Origin of the sequence: Actinomadura flavalba DSM 45200 (assembly GCF_000374305.1) — a bacterium.
Taxonomy (GTDB): domain Bacteria; phylum Actinomycetota; class Actinomycetes; order Streptosporangiales; family Streptosporangiaceae; genus Spirillospora; species Spirillospora flavalba.
On the sequence record NZ_KB894094.1, the window covers coordinates 731,225 to 751,297 of the forward strand.

Annotated in this window: 18 protein-coding genes; 3 read left to right on the forward strand and 15 right to left on the reverse strand. The window is 74.1% G+C overall.

The window, feature by feature from the left end:
- Positions 1-30 precede the first annotated feature (30 nt).
- Together C229_RS30350 and C229_RS0112945 are read left to right on the forward strand one after the other, a co-directional pair.
- Entirely contained in the window at positions 31-1,041 is a 1,011-nt protein-coding gene (locus C229_RS30350) for an LLM class flavin-dependent oxidoreductase (protein ID WP_018655505.1), read from the forward strand.
- A gap of 52 nt (positions 1,042-1,093) precedes the next feature.
- Complete coding sequence (locus tag C229_RS0112945; protein WP_018655506.1) at positions 1,094-2,521, forward strand: aldehyde dehydrogenase family protein; 1,428 nt, start codon at positions 1,094-1,096, stop codon at positions 2,519-2,521.
- Positions 2,522-2,523: 2 nt separating this feature from the next.
- On the opposite strand, the gene C229_RS0112950 is transcribed toward C229_RS0112945, so the two are convergent.
- The 4 genes from C229_RS0112950 to C229_RS0112965 all read right to left on the reverse strand — a co-directional run bounded on the left by C229_RS0112950 (position 2,524) and on the right by C229_RS0112965 (position 9,583).
- Positions 2,524-4,041, reverse strand: a complete 1,518-nt coding sequence (locus C229_RS0112950; RefSeq protein ID WP_026313736.1) for a carboxyl transferase domain-containing protein — start codon at positions 4,039-4,041, stop codon at positions 2,524-2,526.
- Between the two features lie 174 nt (positions 4,042-4,215).
- A complete protein-coding gene (locus C229_RS30355) occupies positions 4,216-5,859 on the reverse strand; it encodes an amidohydrolase family protein (RefSeq protein WP_018655508.1) in 1,644 nt (547 codons plus the stop codon).
- Positions 5,860-5,991: 132 nt separating this feature from the next.
- Positions 5,992-8,175, reverse strand: coding sequence for a sensor histidine kinase (locus C229_RS32815; protein ID WP_018655509.1), 2,184 nt, complete (start codon positions 8,173-8,175; stop codon positions 5,992-5,994).
- Positions 8,176-8,962: 787 nt separating this feature from the next.
- Positions 8,963-9,583, reverse strand: a complete 621-nt coding sequence (locus C229_RS0112965) for a TetR/AcrR family transcriptional regulator (RefSeq protein WP_169513832.1) — start codon at positions 9,581-9,583, stop codon at positions 8,963-8,965.
- Between the two features lie 667 nt (positions 9,584-10,250).
- On the opposite strand from C229_RS0112965, the gene C229_RS34670 reads away from it, so the two are divergent.
- A complete protein-coding gene (locus C229_RS34670) occupies positions 10,251-11,321 on the forward strand; it encodes a saccharopine dehydrogenase family protein (protein WP_018655511.1) in 1,071 nt (356 codons plus the stop codon).
- A gap of 814 nt (positions 11,322-12,135) precedes the next feature.
- Here the strand turns inward: C229_RS34670 and C229_RS0112975 are convergent.
- The 11 genes from C229_RS0112975 to C229_RS0113020 all read right to left on the reverse strand — a co-directional run bounded on the left by C229_RS0112975 (position 12,136) and on the right by C229_RS0113020 (position 19,975).
- Positions 12,136-12,657, reverse strand: coding sequence for a flavin reductase family protein (locus tag C229_RS0112975; protein WP_018655512.1), 522 nt, complete (start codon positions 12,655-12,657; stop codon positions 12,136-12,138).
- Positions 12,654-13,184 carry an NADPH-dependent FMN reductase gene (locus tag C229_RS0112980; protein WP_018655513.1) on the reverse strand — a complete coding sequence of 177 codons (531 nt, stop codon included), beginning with the start codon at positions 13,182-13,184 and terminating at the stop codon, positions 12,654-12,656. The genes C229_RS0112975 and C229_RS0112980 overlap by 4 nt, the downstream gene beginning before the upstream one ends.
- A gap of 282 nt (positions 13,185-13,466) precedes the next feature.
- Entirely contained in the window at positions 13,467-14,591 is a 1,125-nt protein-coding gene (locus C229_RS0112985) for a PP2C family protein-serine/threonine phosphatase (protein ID WP_018655514.1), read from the reverse strand.
- Between the two features lie 100 nt (positions 14,592-14,691).
- Entirely contained in the window at positions 14,692-15,165 is a 474-nt protein-coding gene (locus C229_RS0112990) for a ribose-5-phosphate isomerase (RefSeq protein WP_026313738.1), read from the reverse strand.
- 95 nt (positions 15,166-15,260) lie between these two features.
- Positions 15,261-16,196: an ATP-binding protein gene (locus C229_RS0112995; protein WP_026313739.1), complete on the reverse strand. Its 936-nt coding sequence runs from the start codon at positions 16,194-16,196 to the stop codon at positions 15,261-15,263.
- 120 nt (positions 16,197-16,316) lie between these two features.
- Positions 16,317-16,706 (reverse strand): RidA family protein, encoded by a 390-nt coding sequence (locus C229_RS0113000; protein WP_018655517.1) that lies wholly within the window; start codon positions 16,704-16,706, stop codon positions 16,317-16,319.
- A 62-nt stretch (positions 16,707-16,768) separates the two neighbouring features.
- The gene (locus tag C229_RS0113005) at positions 16,769-17,521 is read right to left on the reverse strand and encodes an energy-coupling factor ABC transporter ATP-binding protein (RefSeq protein ID WP_018655518.1); all 753 of its coding nucleotides are present in this window, start codon (positions 17,519-17,521) and stop codon (positions 16,769-16,771) included.
- Positions 17,518-18,282 (reverse strand): cobalt ECF transporter T component CbiQ, encoded by a 765-nt coding sequence (cbiQ, locus tag C229_RS0113010; protein WP_018655519.1) that lies wholly within the window; start codon positions 18,280-18,282, stop codon positions 17,518-17,520. Before cbiQ ends, C229_RS0113005 begins: the two co-directional genes overlap by 4 nt.
- Positions 18,283-18,591, reverse strand: a complete 309-nt coding sequence (locus C229_RS34935) for a PDGLE domain-containing protein (protein ID WP_018655520.1) — start codon at positions 18,589-18,591, stop codon at positions 18,283-18,285.
- Complete coding sequence (locus C229_RS30375) at positions 18,588-19,277, reverse strand: energy-coupling factor ABC transporter permease (protein ID WP_205624465.1); 690 nt, start codon at positions 19,275-19,277, stop codon at positions 18,588-18,590. Before C229_RS30375 ends, C229_RS34935 begins: the two co-directional genes overlap by 4 nt.
- An 86-nt stretch (positions 19,278-19,363) precedes the next feature.
- A complete protein-coding gene (locus tag C229_RS0113020; protein WP_026313740.1) occupies positions 19,364-19,975 on the reverse strand; it encodes a mycothiol-dependent nitroreductase Rv2466c family protein in 612 nt (203 codons plus the stop codon).
- Positions 19,976-20,073: the final 98 nt, after the last annotated feature.

Sequence of the window (20,073 nt, forward strand, 5' to 3'; positions counted from 1 at the left end):
ACGCCGGTAGGGGGCCGGGTTGCCACTGGTATGACCGTTCCGTTCTCCGTGCTCGACCTGGCGCCCGTGGTGTCGGGATCGACGTCCGCGCAAGCCCTCCGCAACACGCTCGACCTCGCCCGGCACACCGAGGATCTCGGCTACCACCGGTACTGGCTGGCCGAGCACCACGCGATGCCGGGAATCGCCAGTTCCGCGACGGCCGTCCTCATCGGGCAGGTCGCGGCCGCGACCGGGCGGATGCGCGTCGGATCGGGCGGGATCATGCTGCCGAACCACGCGCCGATGGTCGTCGCCGAGCAGTTCGGAACGCTGGAGGGCCTGTACCCGGGCCGGATCGACCTCGGGCTCGGGCGCGCGCCCGGCACCGACCAGCCGACCGCGCGGGCGCTGCGGCGCAGCGCCGAGGCGATGTCGGTGGACGACTTCCCCGAGCAGGTCGCCGAGCTGCGCTCCTACTTCGACCCCGCGAGCAAGGTCACCCCGGCGGCGGGGAACGGGCCGCCGGTGTGGCTGCTCGGTTCGTCCGGGTACAGCGCGCGGCTGGCCGGGCTGCTCGGGCTGCCGTTCGCGTTCGCGCACCACTTCAGCGGGCAGCACACGCTGCCCGCGCTCCGGCTCTACCGCGACTCGTTCCGGCCCTCGGAGGTGCTGGACGCCCCGTACGCGCTGATCGGCGTGTCCGTCACCGCCGCCGACGACGACGCGACCGCCCGCGAGCTGGCCCGCCCGCAGGCCCTCCAGTTCCTCCGCCTGCGCCAGGGCCTGCCGGGGCCGCTGCCGACGCCGCGGGAGGTCGCCGACCAGCCGCTCAGCCCGGTGGAACAGGACCTCGTCCGGTCCCGCCTGGACGACCAGATCATCGGCGGCCCCGACACCGTCCGCGCGAAGCTCGACGCGCTGCTGGAGCGGACCGCCGCCGACGAGGTGATGATCACCACCAGCGTCTTCGACCACGCCGACCGCCTGCGCTCCTACGCGCTCGTGAGCGAGATCTACGGATTCGCCCCGCGCGCGGCGGCACGTGCGGAGATAGCGTGAAAGCCGTAGCCGCCGAGCGAAGGGAGCAGGCGCCCCGGGCGCCGCAGACGACATGAACGTGACACCTTTCTGGCTGGCCGGGCGCGCCGCGACCGGTGACGGGGAACTGGCCGTCTCACACCCCTTCGACGGCCGCGGCGTCGGCGTCGCGTCGGTGCCGACGCCCGCGCAGGTCGAAGAGGCTCTCGCGGCGGCGCACGCCGTCCGCAAGGAGGCGGCGGCGCTGCCGCTGCACGTCCGCGCGGACGCGCTGCTGCACGTCTCGCGGCGGCTGGCCGAGCGGCACGACGAGGTCGCCCGCCTCATCACCGGCGAGAACGGCAAACCACTGCTTTGGGCGCGTACCGAGGTGAACCGGGCCATCGCGACGTTCCGCTTCGCGGCGGAGGAGACGCGCCGCTGGTCCGGCTCGGTGCAGCGGCTCGACACCGAGGCCGCCGCGAACGGGCGGATGGCGTACGTGACGCGCGTGCCGCGCGGGCCGGTGCTCGGCATCTCGCCGTTCAACTTCCCGCTGAACCTCACCGCCCACAAGATCGCCCCGGCCATCGCGGTCGGCGCGCCGATCGTCGTCAAGCCCGCTCCGGCCACGCCGCTGTCGGCGCTGCTGCTCGGTGAACTGCTCGCCGAGACCGACCTGCCGCCCGGCATGTTCTCGGTGCTGCCGGTGCCCAACGACCGCGCGGGCGCCCTCGTGGACGACCCGCGCCTGCCGATCGTGTCGTTCACCGGCTCGGTGCCGGTCGGCTGGGCCATCAACGACCAGGTGCCGCGCAAGCACGTCACGCTGGAGCTGGGCGGCAACGGGGCGGCGGTCGTCCTGCCCGACTCCGACCTCGACTGGGCGGCGGCGCGGATCGGCCTGTTCGCCAACTACCAGGCGGGACAGTCGTGCATCGCGGTGCAGCGCGTCTACGTGGACCGCTCCGTGCTGGACGCGTTCACCCCCAAGCTGGTCGAGGCCGTCAACGGGCTCGTCACCGGCGACCCGTGGGACGACAAGACGCAGGTCGGCCCGCTCGTCTCCCGCGACGCCGCCGAACGCGTCGAGTCCTGGGTGGACGAGGCCGTCTCCGCCGGAGCCCGCGTGCTGGCCGGGGGCACGCGCGACGGCGCCGCCTACGCGCCGACGATCCTCACCGACGTCCCGCACGACGCCCGGGTGCTGCGCGAAGAGGTCTTCGGGCCGGTCCTCGTCCTGCAACCGGTGGACGGCGTGGACGACGCGTTCGCGCGCGTCAACGACTCCGCCTTCGGGCTCCAGGCGGGCATCTTCACCCGCGACCTCGACGTCGCGTTCCGCGCGCACCGCGAGCTGGAGGTCGGCGGCGTCGTCATCGGCGACGTCCCGTCCTACCGCGCCGACCAGATGCCGTACGGCGGCGTCAAGGACTCCGGCGTCGGCCGCGAGGGCCTGCGCTCGGCCATGGACGACTACACCGAGGAGAAGGTCATGGTGCTCACCGGCCTCACGCTCTGAGGTCAGCGCGCGTAGCGGGCGGCGCGGGCCGTCGCGTCGCCCGCGCGCAGGCCGGGCAGCTCGGCGGCGATCGTCGCGGCGACGCGGCGGCAGAACGCCTCGGGTTCGTCGGCGGCGTCGGGGCGCTCGTCGATGAGGGCGTCCACGATGCCCGCCGCGACGAGCGCGGGCGACGCGACGCCCTGCTGCTCGGCCATCTCCGCCGCGCGGTCCGGCGTGCGGTGCACGATGATCGACGCGCCCTCCGGCGGGAGCGGCGACAGCCACCCGTGCGTCGCCGCGAGGACGCGGTCGCCGGGGAGCAGCGCCAGCGCCGCGCCGCCGGTGCCCTCGCCGAGCAGGACGCACAGCGTCGGCGCGGGCAGCACCAGCATGTCGTGCAGGCAGCGGGCGATCTCTCCGGCCAGGCCGCCTTCCTCCGCCTCCGCCGACAGCACCGCGCCCGGTGTGTCCACGAACGTCACCAGCGGAAGGCTCAGCTCGGCGGCCAGCCGCATCCCGCGCCGCGCCACCCGCAGCCCCGCCGGGCCGAGCGGATGGCCCGTCCGCTGGCTGACCCGGTCCTGCCCGACGACGACGCACCGCGCGTCCCCGAACCGCGCCAGCGCCAGCAGCAGCCCCGGGTCGGCCTCCCCCTGCCCGGTGCCCGACAGCGGCGTCACGTCCGCCGCGCCGACGCGCAGCAGTTCCCGTACTCCGGGCCGCTCCGGGCGCCGCGACCGCTCGATCGCCTCCCACGCCGAGGCGGGCGCCGTCGCCGCCCCGCCGGCCGGGCGCGGCGCGTCCACGGCGGAGGGCTCGGCGGGGCCGGGCGGCTGGTCGGCGGCGAGGACGGCCAGGGCGGCGGAGGCCACGTCGGTGAGGGCGTCGAGGGGGACGACGGCGTCGACGAGCCCCTGGTCGGCCAGGTTCTCGGCGGTCTGGACGCCGTCGGGGAAGGGCTCGCCGTACAGGCCCTCGTAGACGCGCGGGCCGAGGAAGCCGATCAGGGCGCCGGGCTCGGCGGCCGTCAGGTGGCCGAGCGACCCCCAGGACGCGAACACGCCGCCCGTCGTCGGATGCCGGAGGTACACCAGGTACGGCAGACCGGCCGCGCGGTGCCGCGCGACGGCCGCCGTGATCCGGGCCATCTGCGCGAACGCGGCGGTGCCCTCCTGCATCCGGGTGCCGCCCGAGCAGGGCGCGGCCAGCAGCGGCAGCCCGGCGTCGGTGGCGCGCTCGACGGCGGCGACGATCCGGTCGGCCGTGGCCCGCCCGATCGACCCGGCGAGGAACCCGAACTCCGACACCACGACCGCCACCCGGCGCCCCCGCAGCGTCCCCTCCCCCGTCAGCACGGCCTCGTCGCACCCGCTCCGCGCCGCCGCCCGCTCCAGATCGGCCGCATACCCCGACCCAGGCACGGCAACGACCCGAGGCGCCACATCCCACGATGTGAACCCATCCAGAATCCGCCGCACCAACTCCCGCGCCCCGACCTTCTCCACCACCACGCCTCCCCGATCCGTCCCGCCGAGCATAGGCAGCGGCGCACTCCGTACGACTACCGCCCTGCGCCATTCTCGTGCCGCCGGACCGCCTGCGGCTTCCGCGACGCTGGCGTCGTGCCGCCCGCGCGCGCCGCCCGTCCATGCCGGGGACGCCTTGGACGACCTCCAAGTTTTCGCCCGAGGCCGAGCAGGGCGGCCGTCTGGTCAGCGGGTCGTGCGGCCCCACATGCGCAGGTACTCCTCGGCGCCCCGGGAGAGGTCGGTGATGATCGGTTCGCCGGCGAGGTTGCCCATGTCGGCGATCCAGTCGGGGACCAGGCCGTAGTTGGCGACGCCCTCGGTGTTGACGTCCCAGGTGCGGTTGCCGGTGCGTTGCCGGTCGACGGTGACGCCCGGGTCGATCGGAGAGCGGTACGGGTAGCGGAGCGGGTTCTTCTCGGCGCCCGCGCGGCGCGGCGGCAGCGGGCCCATGCCGTTGGCGTCCAGGCCGTAGCCGAAGCCGAACGAGCCGCCGTCGTGCAGCGCCTTGGTGCGGCGCCACGTCGCGATGAACGCCTCGGCGCCGTGGCCGTAGGACGCGACCATCCCGCCGAGCCCGTACACGCGGCGGACGTACCGCTCGTCGGTCCACGAATGCGACGACATGACGCCCGAGTAGCGGGCCTCCTCCAGGAGCGTCAGCGCCCGGTCGGCCGCCTTGGCGCTCATGTGGTCCAGCTCCACGATCATCTTGCGCTGCATCATCCCCTTGATCGCGTGCTCACCGAGGGGTGTGAGGCCGTTGACGTTGCAGTGCGTCCCGCTCGGATACAGCGGCGCGGTGATCCCGTGGCCGCGCAGGTCGCGCAGCGGCCCGGCCAGGAGATCGCCGAGACCGCCCGCCGGGGCGATGGGGTTGTCGTGCGGGGCGTCGGCGGAGCAGGCGTCGGCCTGCCAGAACCGGCCCGTCCCGACGAAGTTGCCGAGGTTGAGGATGACGCCGAGCGCGTCGGAGTCGAACCGCACCCCGCACAGCGCGTTGTCGAACTTGTGGCAGACGAACATCGAGCGGACGCCGAGCGCGTGCAGCTCGTCCAGCCCCTTGTCGATCTGCGCCTCGGTGCAGCGCGGCGCCCCGTTGGACAGCCCGCACCCGAACGGCTCGGACGCCTCGACGCCGAGCACGACGGCGAGCTTGCCCTGCTGGATGACCTGCCGGGCCTGCTCGGGGCTCTCCACGATCCGGAACCAGCCCTTGCCGGGCCCGCCCGCGCGCCGGTCGATGTACGCCTCCATCTCACGGGTGCGTTTGGCCTGGAGGCGGAGCGAGTCCATCTCGTCGCACGCGTTCTTCTTCAGCGGGTAGATCTCGCACAGCACCCGGTTCGCGACGAGCTGGTTCACCAGCACCCGCTGCCCGGCCCGCCACGACCGCTCGATCCACGCGTGGTAGGTCTGCTGGTGGGTGAGGGAGTTCGCGGCCGGCCAGGACGGGAAGTCCGGGTAGCCACGCGTGTCGTGCGTCCCGAACGGCGTGCCGTGCCGGGTGAAGTTCTCGAACCACGCCGGAACCCCGTGCGGCTCGTGGTCGGGGCAGTCGCGCAGCGCGGCGGCGACGCCCTTCTCGTCGAACGGCTTGCCGCACATCAGCTTGCCGCCGAACGCCTCGTAGGACATGAGGTGGCTGTGCGCGTCGAGGTAGCCGCGCACCTCCCCGGACGGCGTCGTGCCCGCGAACGGGACGCCGGTGACGCCGGTGGACGGTTCGGGCACCGCCCCGGCCCCGGCGGCGGGCACGCCGACCAGCCCGGCGGACATCACCCCCGCGAGCAGGACACCGAGCAGCAGCACGAGCGGACGACGCGACATGCGCACCTCGCAGGGGGGAGGAAGGGTGCGATCACCTCCGACGATCCGACCATCCCCGGCGCCGACGCTATAGCGCACCTGCCACAAACATGAAGAAACTTCTTGTACGCCCCCGACAACGACGCACCCGAATCACCCCCGCTCACTGGGCAGGTGCCGATGCGCGGTAGAAAGCGGCAACCGAAGCTCAAGCGCAGCCCCCCGCCCGGCGCCCCGCTCGGAGCCCGGCGCAGCACCCCGCTCGGAGCCCCGCCCGGCGCCCCGCTCGGAGCCCGACCCGACACTCCGCTCACCACCCGACCCGGCACCCCGCCCAGCACCCCGCGCGACACCCCGCTCAACACCCGGCTCACCGCCCCGCCCAGCACCCCACTCGGAGCCCAGCGCGCCGCCCTGCTCGCCGCCCTGCCCGGCGGCCCGCTCGGAGCCCGGCGCGGCATCCTGCTCGGAGCCCGACCCGACACCCCGCTCACCATCCGACCCGGCACCCTGCCCAGCATTCCGCTCGCCGCCCCGCTCGGAGCCCCCCGCGCCGCCCTGCTCGCCGCCCTGCCCGGAGCCCGGCGCGCCGCCCCGCTCGGCACGCCGCGCGACGCCCGACCCAGCACTCGGCTCGGCGCCCCGCCCAGCACCCGGCCCACCGCCCGGTTCAGCGCCCCACTCGATGCCCCGCCCGGCGCCTCGCCCGGCGCCCCCCTCCACACCCGGCCCGGCGCCCGCCTCACCGCCCGGCTCGGCACCCCACTCGACACCCCGCCCGACGCCCCGCTCAACACCCGGCTCGGTGCTCCGCTCGGCGCCCCGCTCGGAGCCCGGCTCGGCACCCGGCTCACCGCCCGGCCCACCGTCCCGCTTGACGCCCCGCTCGGACCCGGGCTCGGCACCCGGCTCAACGCCCGGCCCACCACCCCGCGCGGAGCCGGGCTCGGCGCCCCACTCGGGGCCTGCCTCGGCGTCCCGATCGCTACCCGGCTCGGCGCGCGGATCGGATGTCAGGCCGTCGTCGGTGATCTGGAGGCTGCCGCCGTGCATTTCCGCGATCTCGCGGGAGATGGCGAGGCCGAGGCCGCTGCCGCCCCGGTCGCGGGCGCGGCTCTCGGCCAGCCGCTCGAACCTCCGGAAGACGCGCTCGCGGTCTGTTGCGGCGATGCCCGAGCCGTCGTCGGCGACGGTCACCACGGCCTCGTCGCCCAGCACCCGGACCCGCACCTCGATGCGGCTGCGCGCGTGCCGCTCGGCGTTGTCCAGCAGGTTCGTCATGACCTGGACGAGCGTGGACGGCACCGCCCACACCAGGATGCCCGGCTTCTCCTCAACCCCGATGGACACCCGGCATTTGCGCCGGTGCGCCACCTTCGCCACGAGATCGCCGAGGTCGACGGCCTCGCGCTCCAGCGGCACGCCCGCGTCGAGCTTCACCATCGTGAGCAGGTCCGCGACGAGCCGGTGCAGCCGCTCGGCGTCGTCGAGGGCGGCGCGGGCGACGGTGGGCCAGTCCTCGTCGTCGGGGTGTTCGAGGGCCGCCTCCAGTTCGGTGCGCAGGCCGGTGAGGGGGCTGCGCAGCTCGTGGGAGACGTCCGCGACGTAGGCGCGCTGCCGTTCCAGCACCTTGTTCAACCGGCGCAGCGTGACGTTGACCGACTCGGCCAGCGCGGCGACCTCGTCGCCGGTCGACGGGACGCTGACGCGCCCGTCGTCGTCGCCGCCGGTGATCGCGGACAGCTCGGCGCGCATCCGCCGCACCGGCCGCAGCGCTCGGCGCACCGCGTGCCACACGACCCACGCGACGATCGCCAGCGTGACCGGGACGACGAGCGCGAGCGCCCCGATGAGGGTGCGCGTGGTACGTTCCAGCGCGGGCAGCGGCGCCGCCGCGTAGGCGACGCGCCAGCCGTCCGGCGCCCGCACCCACGACGCGACGACGTACACCTGGTCGCCCGCGCCGGGCACTGACACGATCTGACTCAGCCGCTCCTCCCGGCCGGGCGGGCGGTCGCGCGTCATCGGCGGCTCACCGGACAGTTCGGGGCTGGCGGCCAGCACCCGCCCCTTCTCGTCCACGACCTGCAACAGGGAGAACCCGGGGCGGCGCGGCACCAGCGCGCCCGGTGCGGCCTTGCGGGCGGCGGCCGCGACGTCGCTGACGGCGACGGCGCCGTTGCCCTCCAGCTCGCTGTAAAGGGTGGCGCGGATCAGCGTGTAGAACCCGAAGACGCCGAGCAGCACCAGAACGGCGAACACGGCCGTGGCGACCACCGTCACCCGCAGCCGCAACGACCAGCACGCGGGGGGCCACAGCCTGTGGCGGTACGCCATCCCACCTCCCCCAGCCGGGCGTGCGCGTCACCGGGGGGCGGACGATCAGTCGTCCGTTACCTAGCCACCCCACGCCGCCACGAAACGTCCCCAGCAGCACCCACCCAGGTCAACAAACCCCCAAACCAACCCGCACCACACCAACCCCCACCCCCGCCAACAGGAGCCCTCCCAAGTACACCCCGACCGGCGCACACGCGAGCCAACAAGTGCCCGCCCACCTCATGCCAAAACGACGCCAACCCGCATCACCACGCACCCGGACCAACACACGCCCGAGCCAGCGCACGCCCGCCTCCGCACACCGAGACGGGGTCAGCCCGATCAGCACGCGCCCGAGTCAGCGCGCGGCCAAGCCAACGCGCAACCGAGCCAGCACGCGCCCGAGTCAGCACACGCCCGGACAGCATCAGCCCGAGCCAGTGCACGCCGGAGCCAGGGCGCACTCGAGCCAGCGCGCCCGGTCAGAGCGCGACCGCCTCAGCGCACCTAGACGGCGTCAGCCCCAATCAGCACGCGCCCAAATCAAGTGCGCGGCCAAGCCAACCCAGGACCGAGCCAGCGCGCGCCCACCTAGGCACACGCCCGGACAGCGCCAACCCAGATCAGTGCGCGCCCGGGACGACACGTGCTCGCCTCCGCGCACGCCGAGACGACATCGGTCGCGATCAACGCACGCCCGGTCGGTGCCCGCCTCGGCGCACGTCGACCACGGGCAGCACGTGCCCGAGCAGCACGTGCCCGAGCAGTGCGCGCCTCGGTGCGGGTTGGGCGGCGTCTGCGCCGGTCAGGGTGCGGCCGGATCGGGGTGGTTTGCCGGGGGGCTTAGGCGGGTGAGGAGTGCGGTGGCCGTGGCGTGGAGGTGGTGGCGGCGGGGTTCGGCTATGCCCTGGAGGTGGAAGGTCCAGTGGGCCTCGACCAGGCAGGCGAGGGTGTAGGCGGTCGCGGCGATGTCTTCGCTCGGCGCCGACGGGTACTCGGCGGCGAGCTGGCGTTCGGCCTCGGGGAGCCAGTGGTCGGCCCACAGATGGCGCAGCCGGTCGCGGACGGCGGTGTCGCGGGAGGCGAGCGTGACGAGTTCGGTCCACACGCGCAGGTCGGCCTCGTCGGCGTAGGCGCCCGGGGCGAACAGGGCGTCCAGCCGGTCGGCGGCGGGGAGGCACGGGTCGCCCCAGATCATCTCCCGGCCGTAGGCGGAGACGACCTCCTCCACGAAGGCCGCCACCAGCTCGTCCCGGCTGCGGAAGTAGTGCAGCACCAGAGTACGCCGCAGCCCCGCGGCCTCGGCCACGGCGGCGAGCGTCGTGGCCGGCAGTCCGTCACGCGCGACGACGGTGGCCATGGCCAGCAGGATCTCGTCGCGCCGTTGACGCGCCAGGGACGGGCGGCCTAATTTCTTGACTGTCACGTCAGTCAATATATTCGAGGTGGACCGGATGCGCATCCTCGCCCTCGGCGGCGCGGGCACCATGGGCCTGCACGCCTGCCGCACGCTGCTGGCACTTCATCGCGATATCGACCTGATCGTCACCGACCTGGACCCCGCCCGCGCCGCAGCCGCAGCCGCACGCCTCCTACAGGAGACCACGCCCACCACCGGCCCCCGCTCCCCCGGCACAGACGCGCGGACGCGTCCTAGCGGCCCGAGCCCAAAGGACGGCGACACCCGCGCGCCCGCACAACGCGACGCCGCCGACACCCGCACACGCGTGCAATCGCCCAACCCGGACGCACAGGCGGCGGCAACGCCTACAGCGCAGCCTGACGCAGGCACGCAGGCAAATCCTCCCGGCCCCGCCATGCGGGACGGCACGCCGCTCGGCGCTAAGAAACACGACGCCGACGACGACGCGAGCACACGAGCCCTGCCCCCGGCCGCACGGGACAGTGCGCCCCACGACGCGAGCGCACGAGCCGTGACCCCGGCCGCACGGGACGGTGCGCCTGACGAGGCGAGCACAGGAGCCTCCGACCCGGACACGCGCGACGGTGTGCCCCACGACGCGAGTACACGAGCCCTCGACCCGGACGCGTGGGACGGTGCGTCGTTCGGGGCTGTCCCGCGCGATGCGGGCGTGCGGGTGCGGGCTCTGGGGCTGGACGTGCGGGACGTGGTGGCGCTCGCGGCGGCGATGCGGGGCGTCGACGTCGTCGTGAACACCGTCGGGCCGTTCTTCCGGTTCGGGGTGCCCGTGCTGCGGGCGGCCATCGCGGCGGGGTGCGACTACATCGACATCTGTGACTACTGGGAGCCCACCGTCGAGATGCTCGGGCTCGACGGTGCCGCGCGGGCGGCGGGCGTCACGGCGCTGGTCGGGATGGGGGCGAGTCCCGGCGTGTCGAACCTGCTGGCCGTCACGGCGGCGCGGGAACTCGACCGTGTCGACCGGATCGTCACCGGCTGGGACCTGACGCTCGGCGGGCTCGACGGCCCCGCCAGGCCGGGGGTGCCGAACGCGGCGGTCGTGCACGCCGTCCGGCAGGTGACCGGGACGATCCGCGTGACGCGGCGGGGCCGTGCGGTGGACGAACGGCCCCTGCGGCGCACGGTCGTCGACTACCCGGGCGCCGGACGGCACACGGCCTGGACGTTCGGGCACCCCGAGGCGCTCACGCTCCCGGCGGCGTTCCCGTCGGTGCGCGGCAGCGTGAACGTGACGTTCGCGGACGCGATGACGGTCGCGGGGCTGCGCGCGCTCGGTCGCGCCGTCGACCACCGACTCGTGTCGCCCCACCGCGCGGCGACGGTCGCCGAATGGGCCGACCGCCGGTTCCCCGCCGACCCGGCCCGCGCGTTCCGGCGGCGCCGGCTCCCGCCCCTGTTCGCGCTGGCGACCGGCGCACGCGACGGCGCACCGGCGGCCGTGGGCTGCGCGCTGGCCCAGGTCCCCGGCGACCTAACGATGGGCGCGGCGACCGGCATCCCCCTGGGCGCGGCCGTCGGCCTCCTGGCCGGACGCCCGCCCGGCGTCGCCACCCCCGAGACCCTCCTGGACCCCGACGCCTTCTTCACCGCCCTGGCCCCGCACTGCGTCGGACACCCCCGCCCGGAGGACATGACCGTGACCACCCACTCCTGGAACCCCACCGCCTCCACCGACCTGAACGCGGCATTCGCCCGCATCCGCCGAACACTCACCCCATAGACCCGCCCCAGGGCCACGGCCACGGCCGCCCGCAGGCGGCCACGCCGAAGCCCGCTCGCAGAGCCACGCAACACGCCGCCCGCAGAGGCCCACAACATGCCGCCCGCGGAGCCGTGCAATATGCCGCCCGCAGGACCGCACAGCACGCCGCGTGACAGGCCGCGCAGCACGCCACCCGCGCATCACGCAACATGCCGCGTGATGCACCGCGCAGCACGCCACTCACAGGGCCGCACTGCGCGCCGCCCGCACAGCCACGCAACATGCCGCGTGATGAGCCGTGGGGCGCGTCACTCACAGGGCCGCACTGCGCGCCGCCCGCAGGGGTGCCCAGCACGCCACTTACAGGGGTGCACCGCACGCCGCCCGCAGCAGCGCGCAGCGCGCCGTTCTCAGGGCGCGCAGCAGCGCCGTTCGTAGGGGCCCGCAGCACGCCGCCCGCGAAGCCGAGCGACATGCCGCGTGATGGGCCGCGCTCCATGCCACTCACAGGGCTGCGCAGCACACCGCACGCAGGGGCACGCGCCACATCGCACGCAGGAGCGTGCTGCACGCCCGTCCTTCGGGGCGCGCAGTATGCCGCCTGTAGGAGCACGCCGCACGCAGTTCATGGGGCGCGCCGCACGCCGCACGCCGCACGCCGCACGCCGCACGCCGCACGCCGCACGCCGCACGCAGGAGCATGCCAAACGCAGGAGCGTGCCGGACGCCGTTCGCAGGAGCGTGCCGGACGTCGCACGCAGGGGCGCGCCGCACGCTGTCCGTACGGGCGCGTCGCAGGCTGCGCGCGGGGCCGGGTGGGTGGGGTGGTGGGTCAGTGGGGGCGGTGGGCGGTGAAGTGGCCGAAGCGGCCGTGGTGGTAGAGGAGGGGGGTTTCGGTGGCTCCCACCTCCACGCCGATGACGCGGCCGACGACCAGGAGGTGGTCGCCGATCTCTCGGAGGGAGTGCCAGTCGCAGCGGAGGCGGACGGCCGCGCCCTCCAGGAGGGGTTCGCCGCCGGGGCCGGGGCGCCAGCGGGTCGGGGCGGCGAAGCGGTCCACGTCGCGGGACGCGAAGCGGGCGGCCAGTTCGGCCTGGTCGTGGCCGAGGACGTTGACCGCGAACGTCGCGGCGGCGCGCAGCCGGGGGAACGTGGACGAGGACGCCGCGACGTAGAACGACACCAGCGGCGGGTCGAGGCTGACCGACGTGAAGGAGGTCGCGGTGAGCCCGGCGGGCTCGTCGCGGGCGGGACGGGCGGTCACCACGACGACGCCGGCGGCGTGCCGCGCCAGCGCGTCGCGGAAGGAGTCGCCGGTGACCGGGACGGGCCGTGCCGTCGCCGTCCCGGTCACCGGGCGGCCCCCGCCGACAGAGCGCCCCTCACGGCGGGGGAGACATGACCGGCCCAGTCCGCGGTGACGGAGTCGAGCCGGTCGAGATCGGATTCGAGCAGCGCCAGCCCCGGGGTCGGGACGGTGGCGCCCAGCTCGACGAGCAGCGGCCGGAAGTGGACCTCCACGGCCAGGGCGTGCTGCGGGGCACCGAGGACGAGCAGCGGCAGCGCGACCTTGCCGGTGAGCGCGCCGCCGGGCAGCCGGTCCAGGAAGGACTTGAGCAGTCCGGTGTAGGTGCCCTTGTAGGTGGGGCTGGCGATGAGCAGCAGGTCGGCGGCGCGGACGCGGTCCAGGGCGGCGCCGGCCTCGGGTCCGGGGTCGGCGTCCAGGAGACGCGGGCCGATTTCCGAAAGGTCGAGGATCTCGGGGGTGCCGGGAAGGTCCGCCGCCCGTGCCACCGCGTGCGCGGCGGCCCGTGCGGCCGTCGCGGTGCGGGAGGCGGGCCGGGGGTTTCCGACGATGACCAGGAAGCTCACGTCACCCATCTAAGGGCAATATTCCTACCAAGTCAATAGGTTATGTCGGGATATGAGACGACCGATGCCCGCGCGTACGGCGCCTCCCACCCCTGGGGTGCCGTATCGCGCGGGCATCGCCTTCGGTGCCGTCAACCGCTCCGGAGCCTCGCGCGCCGAGGAGGATCCGACGAGTCCGAGGTGGTTGCCGAACTGAGGACCACTCTGCCGGGCGGGTGTGCACTGGGGGCTACAGCGATATGACATTCAGGTTTCCAGTTCGCCGGAGCCCGGCATACCGCCCAGGCGCCGTCAGGTGCGCCAGATGACGACGAGCGCGCAGTCGTCGTCGCGCTCGGCCGACAGCATCTCCACCAGCTCGCGGGCCCCGGCCCGGAACCCGCGCGGGACGAGCCGTTCGGCCTCGCCGAGGAGCCGGTCGATCCCGGCGTCCAGGTCGCTGCCGGGGGCCTCGACCAGGCCGTCGGTATAGAGCAGGAGGGCGTCGCCGGGGAGCAGGATGCCCCGGTCGGGCGTGCAGTCGACCTCGGGGACGACGCCGAGGACGACGCCCTTGGCGGGGCTGACCCGCCAGGTGCCGGTGCCGCCGTCGAACTTGACGGCCGGCGGGTGCCCCGCCGACTCGACGCGGTACTCCCCCGTGACGAAGTCGACCTCGACGTGGACGGCCGTGACGAAGCCCTCGTCCCAGCGCTGGCGGTGCAGGTAGCGGTTGCAGGCGGCGAGGAAGTCGTCCGGCTGGACCGATCCAAGAAGTCCGCCGAAGGCGCCCGAGAGCATGAGGGCCCGTGTTCCGGCGTCGGTGCCCTTGCCGGACACGTCCACCAGGGCGACCTCCAGCCGGTCGCCGTCCAGCGCGGAGACGACGAAGTCGCCGCCGAACGACGACCCGCCCGCCTGGAGCAGCACGATCTGGGAGTCCCAGCCGGACGGCAGCGGCGGCATCTCGCCCTGGCGGCGCAGCCGGTCGCGCAGTTCGAGCAGCATCGAGTCGCCGCGCAGCCCCTGGACGCCGAGCTGCTGCCGGGTGCGGGCCAGGGTGAACGCGAGCATGCCGGAGATGACGACGGTGGTGATCAGGCCCATGCTGATGCGCTCGTCGCGGTCCCAGGCGAGCCAGGAGTCGTAGCCGACGACGAACGCCGCGACCGCGAGCAGCGCGATGAGGCTGCGCACCCGCAGCAGCAGCCCGCCGCCGAGGACGATCAGCACGAGCGTGCCGGACGTCGCCCAGGCCCGCGAGTCGGCGCCGCCGATGCCGACGGCCAGGGCGAGCACCGCGAGCGCGACGAAGACGTACCGCTCGCGGACGAGCTTGCCCCGGCGCAGCCACCGGTACAGGCGCACGAGCACCGGGATCCGGCGCAGGAAGGCGCGGACCCGCAGCGGTAGGACCTGGACGAGACGTTCGAGCATGACGCTTGGAACTGTAGCGAGCATCGGGCCCGCACGGCGGAGATCATGCCCTCCCATGACCTTCCGCGACGGAGAAGTCGCGGAAAGTCGGGGAAGGGGATCAGCTCTGCGGAAGCGGCGGGAGCTCGCCCGTGCGTTCGTAGTCACCGAGCATCTCGATGCGCCGGGTGTGCCGGGCCTCGCCGGAGTAGGCGGTGCCGAGGAACAGTTCGACGAACCGGGTGGCGGTCGCGGCGTCGTGCTGGCGGGCGCCGAGGCTGATGACGTTGGCGTCGTTGTGCTCGCGGGCGAGGGTGGCGGTGGCGTCGCTCCAGACGAGCGCCGCGCGGATGCCCGCGACCTTGTTGGCGGCGATGGCCTCGCCGTTGCCCGAGCCGCCGAGGACGATCCCGAGCGTGCCCGGTTCGGCGGCGACGCGCTCGGCGGCCCGCAGCACGAACGGCGGGTAGTCGTCGACGGCGTCGTAGGCGAAGGCGCCGCAGTCGACGGCCTCGTGACCGTTGTCCTTCAGCCAGCCGAGCAGGTGCTCTTTCAGCTCGTAGCCGGCATGGTCACATCCCAGAAACACGCGCATGCCCACGATTCTCCCAGGTCCCCGCACCGCTCGGGCCGCGGGGTGCCCTGGAACGCTCCGCGTCGCCGGGACGCGGAGCGCGGGCGGGGGCGGGCTCAGGCGGGGTAGCGGAACGCCGGGTCGATCTGGGCCTCCAGGTCGGTGCCGACCGCGCGGTTGGCCCAGCTCCGGGCGTTCTTGACGTGGAACTCGACGGCCTGGCGCAGGAACTCGTCCCAGTCCTTGGCGCGGGCGTCGACGGCGGCGAGCATCCGGTCGAGCGCGGCGGTGTTGCCGTCCTCCAGGGTGACGCCGGTGCGGCCCTGCTCGAACGCGCGGACGGCCGGGGACTGGCCGATCCAGGTGAGCAGGTCGTCGCCGACGTGCTCGCGCAGGTACTCCACGTCGCCGTCGTTCTGGACCTTGTTGCCGACGACGGCGATGGCGACGTCGTAGTCGCGGGCGTACTCGGTGTACTGCTTGTAGACGCCGACGCCCTTGCGGGTCGGCTCGGCCACCAGGAACATCAGGTCGAACCGGGTGAACAGCCCGGACGCGAACGTGTCCGCCCCGGCGGTCATGTCCACGACGACGTACTCGCCCGGCCCGTCCACGAGGTGGTTCAGGTACAGCTCCACCGCGCCGGTCTTGGAGTGGTAGCAGGAGACGCCGAGGTCGTCGTCGTTGAACGGGCCGGTGGCCAGCAGCGTGACGCCGTCCACCTCCTGCCCGAGCGCGTGCACGGCGTCGTCGCCGCCGACGCGCAGCAGCCGCGACCCGCTGCCGGGCGGCGTCGTCTTGACCATCCCGGCGGCCGAGGGGATGCGGGGGTTCTCGCCGCGCAGCCAGTCCTTGATCTCGGTGAGCCGCTCCCCCATCGCGGGGATCTTGGCGGCGCGGTCCTCGTCGAGCCCGAGCGCGACGCCGAGGTGCTGGTTGATGTCGGCGTCCACCGCGACGACCGGCAGCCCCTTGGCCGCCAGGTGCCGGACGAACAGCGACGAGCAGGTCGTCTTGCCGCTGCCGCCCTTGCCCACGAACGCAATCTTCACTTTTGCCCCCGAATCGGATATGAAAACCGTTGCCATTGTCGCCCGGCAGTCTTCCGAACCGCGTCCCCGGTGGCAAGCCGAACGGCCGACCCGGCCTGCCACCGGGAGTCGTGCGCCGGGTCAGGGCCGGACGGCGACCGCGTCCACCTCGAAGAGCATGTCGGGCAGCGCCAGCGCCGCGACGCCGAGCAGCGTCTGCGCGGGCGGGCGGTCGCCCCAGTGCCGCCGGATCACCGCGAGCAGCGCGTCGAGCCGGGCCGGTTCGTGGCCGACGATGTAGGTGCCCAGCCGCGCCACGTGCTCGAAGCCGAGCCCGGCGGCGGCCAGGGCCGTGCCGAGGTTGGCGAAGGATCGCTCGACCTGCGCGGCGAAGTCCGCGGAGACGACGTGACCTTCGGCGTCGGAGGCGTACTGCCCGGCGACGAAGACCGGGCCGGACGTGGCGGCGAGATGGCTGTAGCCGTATCCGGCGGGGTCGTGCAGGCCGGGCGGGTGCGTGATGATGTCCATTTCTGGATGCTATATGTCCAGGATATTTCGTGTCCAGAAATAGCGCGGGCGGTACGGCCCGGCTAGCCCGGACGACCGGCGGGATCGAAGCCGTAGGGCAGTTCGAGCCGGTGGGCGGCGAGCAGCCCGGCGTCCGACAGGACCTCGGGCGTGGGACCGTCCGCGACGATCACGCCGTCCGACAGGACCAGGGAGCGGGGGCAGAGCTGCGCCGCGTAGGGCAGGTCGTGGGTCACCATCAGGACGGTGACGTCCAGCGACAGCAGGATCTCGGCCAGCTCGCGGCGGCTCGCCGGGTCGAGGTTCGACGACGGCTCGTCCAGCACGAGGATCTCCGGCTCCATCGCCAGCACGGTCGCCACGGCCACCCGCCGCCGCTGCCCGAAGCTGAGGTGCTGCGGCGTCCGGTCCGCGAAGGCCGCCATCCCGACGCGCTCCAGCGCGCCGGTGACCCGGCGGTCCAGCTCGGCGCCGCGCAGCCCGAGGTTGGCGGGGCCGAACGCGACGTCCTCGCGGACGGTCGGCATGAAGAGCTGGTCGTCGGGGTCCTGGAAGACGATGCCGACGCGGCGCCGCACCTCGCGCAGGACCTTGCGGTCCTTGGCGTCGACCCGCAGCCCGCCGACCTCGACGTGCCCGAGCCCGCCGGACAGGATGCCGTTGAGGTGCAGGACGAGCGTCGTCTTCCCGGCGCCGTTCGGCCCGAGCAGCGCGACCCGCTCGCCGCGCCCGATCTCGACGTCGATCCCGAACAGCACCTGCGTCCCGTCGGGGTAGGCGTAGGCGAGCCCGGAGACGGTCAGCGACGGGGTCATCCCCCCATCCAAGCAGCCGCCGCGACCAGCGCCGCCGCCGCCGGGAGAACGGCTGCCGTCCCCCACTGGCCGGGGGTGGCGGCGACGGCGCCCGTCGCGGGCATCCGGCCGTCGTAGCCGCGCGCGAGCATCGCCAGGTGGACGCGCTCGCCGCGCTCGTAGGTGCGCAGGAACAGGGCGCCGAGGGAACGGGCGAGGACGCGGGTCGCCCGCACGTCGCGGGCCTCGAAGCCCCGCGCGGCCAGCGCGACGCGCATCCGCGCCAGCTCCCCGGCGACGACGTCGAGGTAGCGCAGCATGAACGCCGCGATCTGCACGAGCTGCGCCGGGACGCGCAGCCGCTCGGCGCCGAGCAGCAGGGCGCGCGGCTCGGTCGTGGCGGCCAGCAGGATCGACCCGACGACGCCGAGCGTGCCCTTGGCCAGGATGTTCCACGCGCCCCACAGCCCGTCCTGGCTGACGGCGACGCCGAGCACGCTCACCCGCTCGCCGTGCGCGACGAACGGGAGCAGCAGCGCGAACGTCACGAACGGCAGCTCGATCAGCGCCCGCCGCGCGATGAGCCCGGGGCCGATGCGCGCGACGGCCGCGACGGCCGCGAGCAGCACCGCGTACGCCGCGAACGCCCACATCCGCTCGCGCGGCGTGGCGACCACGGCCGTGACGAACGCCAGCAGCGCGACGAGCTTGCACTGCGGCGCGAGCCGGTGCACCGGCGACGCCCCCGGCACGTAGAGGCGGTGGGCGTGACCCGCGCCCATCTAGGACGGGTCCGGCGCACCCGCGCGGCGGCGCAGCGCCCAGAACAGGCCGCCGCCCGCGAGCAGCGTGACGCCGACGCCGACGACCCCGGACAGCCCGCCGGACAGCCGCTCGTTGTCCAGGCCCTTGACGCCGTAGTCGGCGAGCGGCCCGTCACCGAGGGCGTGGTCCTTCTCCTCCGCCGCGATGCCCTTGTCGCCCGCGACCTTCTCCAGTCCGTCCGGGCTGGAACTCGCGTAGAAGCTCACGATTCCGGCCAGCACGAGCGAGACGAGCAGGAAAGCGACGAAGAACCGCTTGGTGGTCATGACGTCTCCACGGGCGAGGTGCGCAGTTCGAGGGGCCGGGCGAGGTCGCGCGCGCCGTAGACGAGGTCGGGCCGGACGGCGAGCACGCTCGACACGGTGACGGCGGTGATCAGCGCCTCCCCGATCCCGATGAGGACGTGCACGCCGAGCATCGCCGACAGGACGGTGCCGAGCGGCACGTCGGCGGTGCCGCCGACGGCGTAGAGCAGCACGAACGTCGCGGCCGACGCGGGCACCGACACCAGCGCGCCCGCGAACGAGGCGGCGACGGCCGACGGGCGCGTCTTCGGCAGCACCCGCAGCAGCCCCCGGAACACCCCGTATCCCACGATCACGGTCACGATCGCCATCAGCACGATGTTCACGCCGAGCGCGCTCAGCCCGCCGTCCGCGAACAGCAGCGCCTGCACCGCCAGCACGACCGACACGCACAGCAGCCCCGTCCACGGCCCGACGAGGATCGCGGCCAGCGCCCCGCCGAGCAGGTGGCCGCTGGTGCCGCCCGCGACGGGGAAGTTGAGCATCTGCGCGCCGAACACGAACGCGGCGGTCAGGCCCGCCAGCAGCGCGGTCCGCTCGTCCAGCTCGCGGCGGGAGCCGCGCAGGGCGACGGCGACGCCGGCGACGGCGATCGCGCCGCCCGCCAGCGACACCGGCACGTCGAAGAATCCATCCGGTACGTGCACCGCACCTCACCATCCTTCCGCCCGCCAGTGTGATCGCGGCGAAGTGGTAGATGCAAGGCATATGCAGGTACCGGATGCGTCACTCTTTACTCGAAGATGGGGTCGCGCGTCCGGGAGCGCTTCAGCTCGAAGAAGCCGTCGACCTCCGACACCGCGAGCACGCCGTCCCACAGCTTCAGCGCCTCCGCGCCGCGCGGCGCGGGCGAGACGACGGGGCCGAAGAACGCGTTCTCGCCCACCGCGATGACGGGCGTGCCGACCTCCTGGCCGACGCGGTCGATGCCGTCGGCGTGCGACGCGCGCAGCGCCGCGTCGTACTCGGTGGAGTCGGCGGCGGCGGCCAGCTCGGGGTCGAGCCCGGCGGCGGTCAGCGCGGCCTCCAGCGTCGCCCGGTCGAACTCGGCCTTCTCCACGTGCCGGCGCGTGCCCAGCTCGGTGTAGAAACGGCCCAGCGCCTCGGTGCCGTACTTCTGCTCCACGGCGATGCTCACCCGCACCGGGCCCCAGCCGCGCTCGATCATCTCCCGGTACTCCGCCGGGACGTCCTTGCCCTCGTTCAGCACCGACAGGCTCATCACCCGCCACCGGACGGTGATCGGCCGCTGCCGCTCCACCTCGGTGATCCACCGCGACGTCATCCACGCCCATGGGCACAGCGGATCGAACCAGAACGACACTTCCCGGGAACCGTCAGACATGCCACGCCTCTCTCATTGATCAGTCTCTCTGGCGGCAACCGCGCGTCCCGCCCGCCCATTCCCGCCGCCCGGCCCGCCCGGTTGGTAGACATGGGGGC

What these genes read in the sequence shown, in the direction of transcription:
- C229_RS0113020 (WP_026313740.1), bottom strand. Translation starts at nt 19,975, where the DNA reads ATGTCTGACGGTTCCCGGGAAGTGTCGTTCTGGTTCGATCCGCTGTGC.
- C229_RS32815 (WP_018655509.1), bottom strand. Translation starts at nt 8,175, where the DNA reads ATGGCGTACCGCCACAGGCTGTGGCCCCCCGCGTGCTGGTCGTTGCGG.
- cbiQ (WP_018655519.1), bottom strand. Translation starts at nt 18,282, where the DNA reads ATGGGCGCGGGTCACGCCCACCGCCTCTACGTGCCGGGGGCGTCGCCG.
- C229_RS0113000 (WP_018655517.1), bottom strand. Translation starts at nt 16,706, where the DNA reads ATGGACATCATCACGCACCCGCCCGGCCTGCACGACCCCGCCGGATAC.
- C229_RS0112985 (WP_018655514.1), bottom strand. Translation starts at nt 14,591, where the DNA reads ATGCTCGAACGTCTCGTCCAGGTCCTACCGCTGCGGGTCCGCGCCTTC.
- C229_RS34935 (WP_018655520.1), bottom strand. Translation starts at nt 18,591, where the DNA reads ATGACCACCAAGCGGTTCTTCGTCGCTTTCCTGCTCGTCTCGCTCGTG.
- C229_RS30350 (WP_018655505.1), top strand. Translation starts at nt 31, where the DNA reads ATGACCGTTCCGTTCTCCGTGCTCGACCTGGCGCCCGTGGTGTCGGGA.
- C229_RS0112950 (WP_026313736.1), bottom strand. Translation starts at nt 4,041, where the DNA reads ATGCTCGGCGGGACGGATCGGGGAGGCGTGGTGGTGGAGAAGGTCGGG.
- C229_RS0113005 (WP_018655518.1), bottom strand. Translation starts at nt 17,521, where the DNA reads ATGACCCCGTCGCTGACCGTCTCCGGGCTCGCCTACGCCTACCCCGAC.
- C229_RS0112990 (WP_026313738.1), bottom strand. Translation starts at nt 15,165, where the DNA reads ATGCGCGTGTTTCTGGGATGTGACCATGCCGGCTACGAGCTGAAAGAG.
- C229_RS0112980 (WP_018655513.1), bottom strand. Translation starts at nt 13,184, where the DNA reads ATGGGTGACGTGAGCTTCCTGGTCATCGTCGGAAACCCCCGGCCCGCC.
- C229_RS0112945 (WP_018655506.1), top strand. Translation starts at nt 1,094, where the DNA reads ATGAACGTGACACCTTTCTGGCTGGCCGGGCGCGCCGCGACCGGTGAC.
- C229_RS30355 (WP_018655508.1), bottom strand. Translation starts at nt 5,859, where the DNA reads ATGTCGCGTCGTCCGCTCGTGCTGCTGCTCGGTGTCCTGCTCGCGGGG.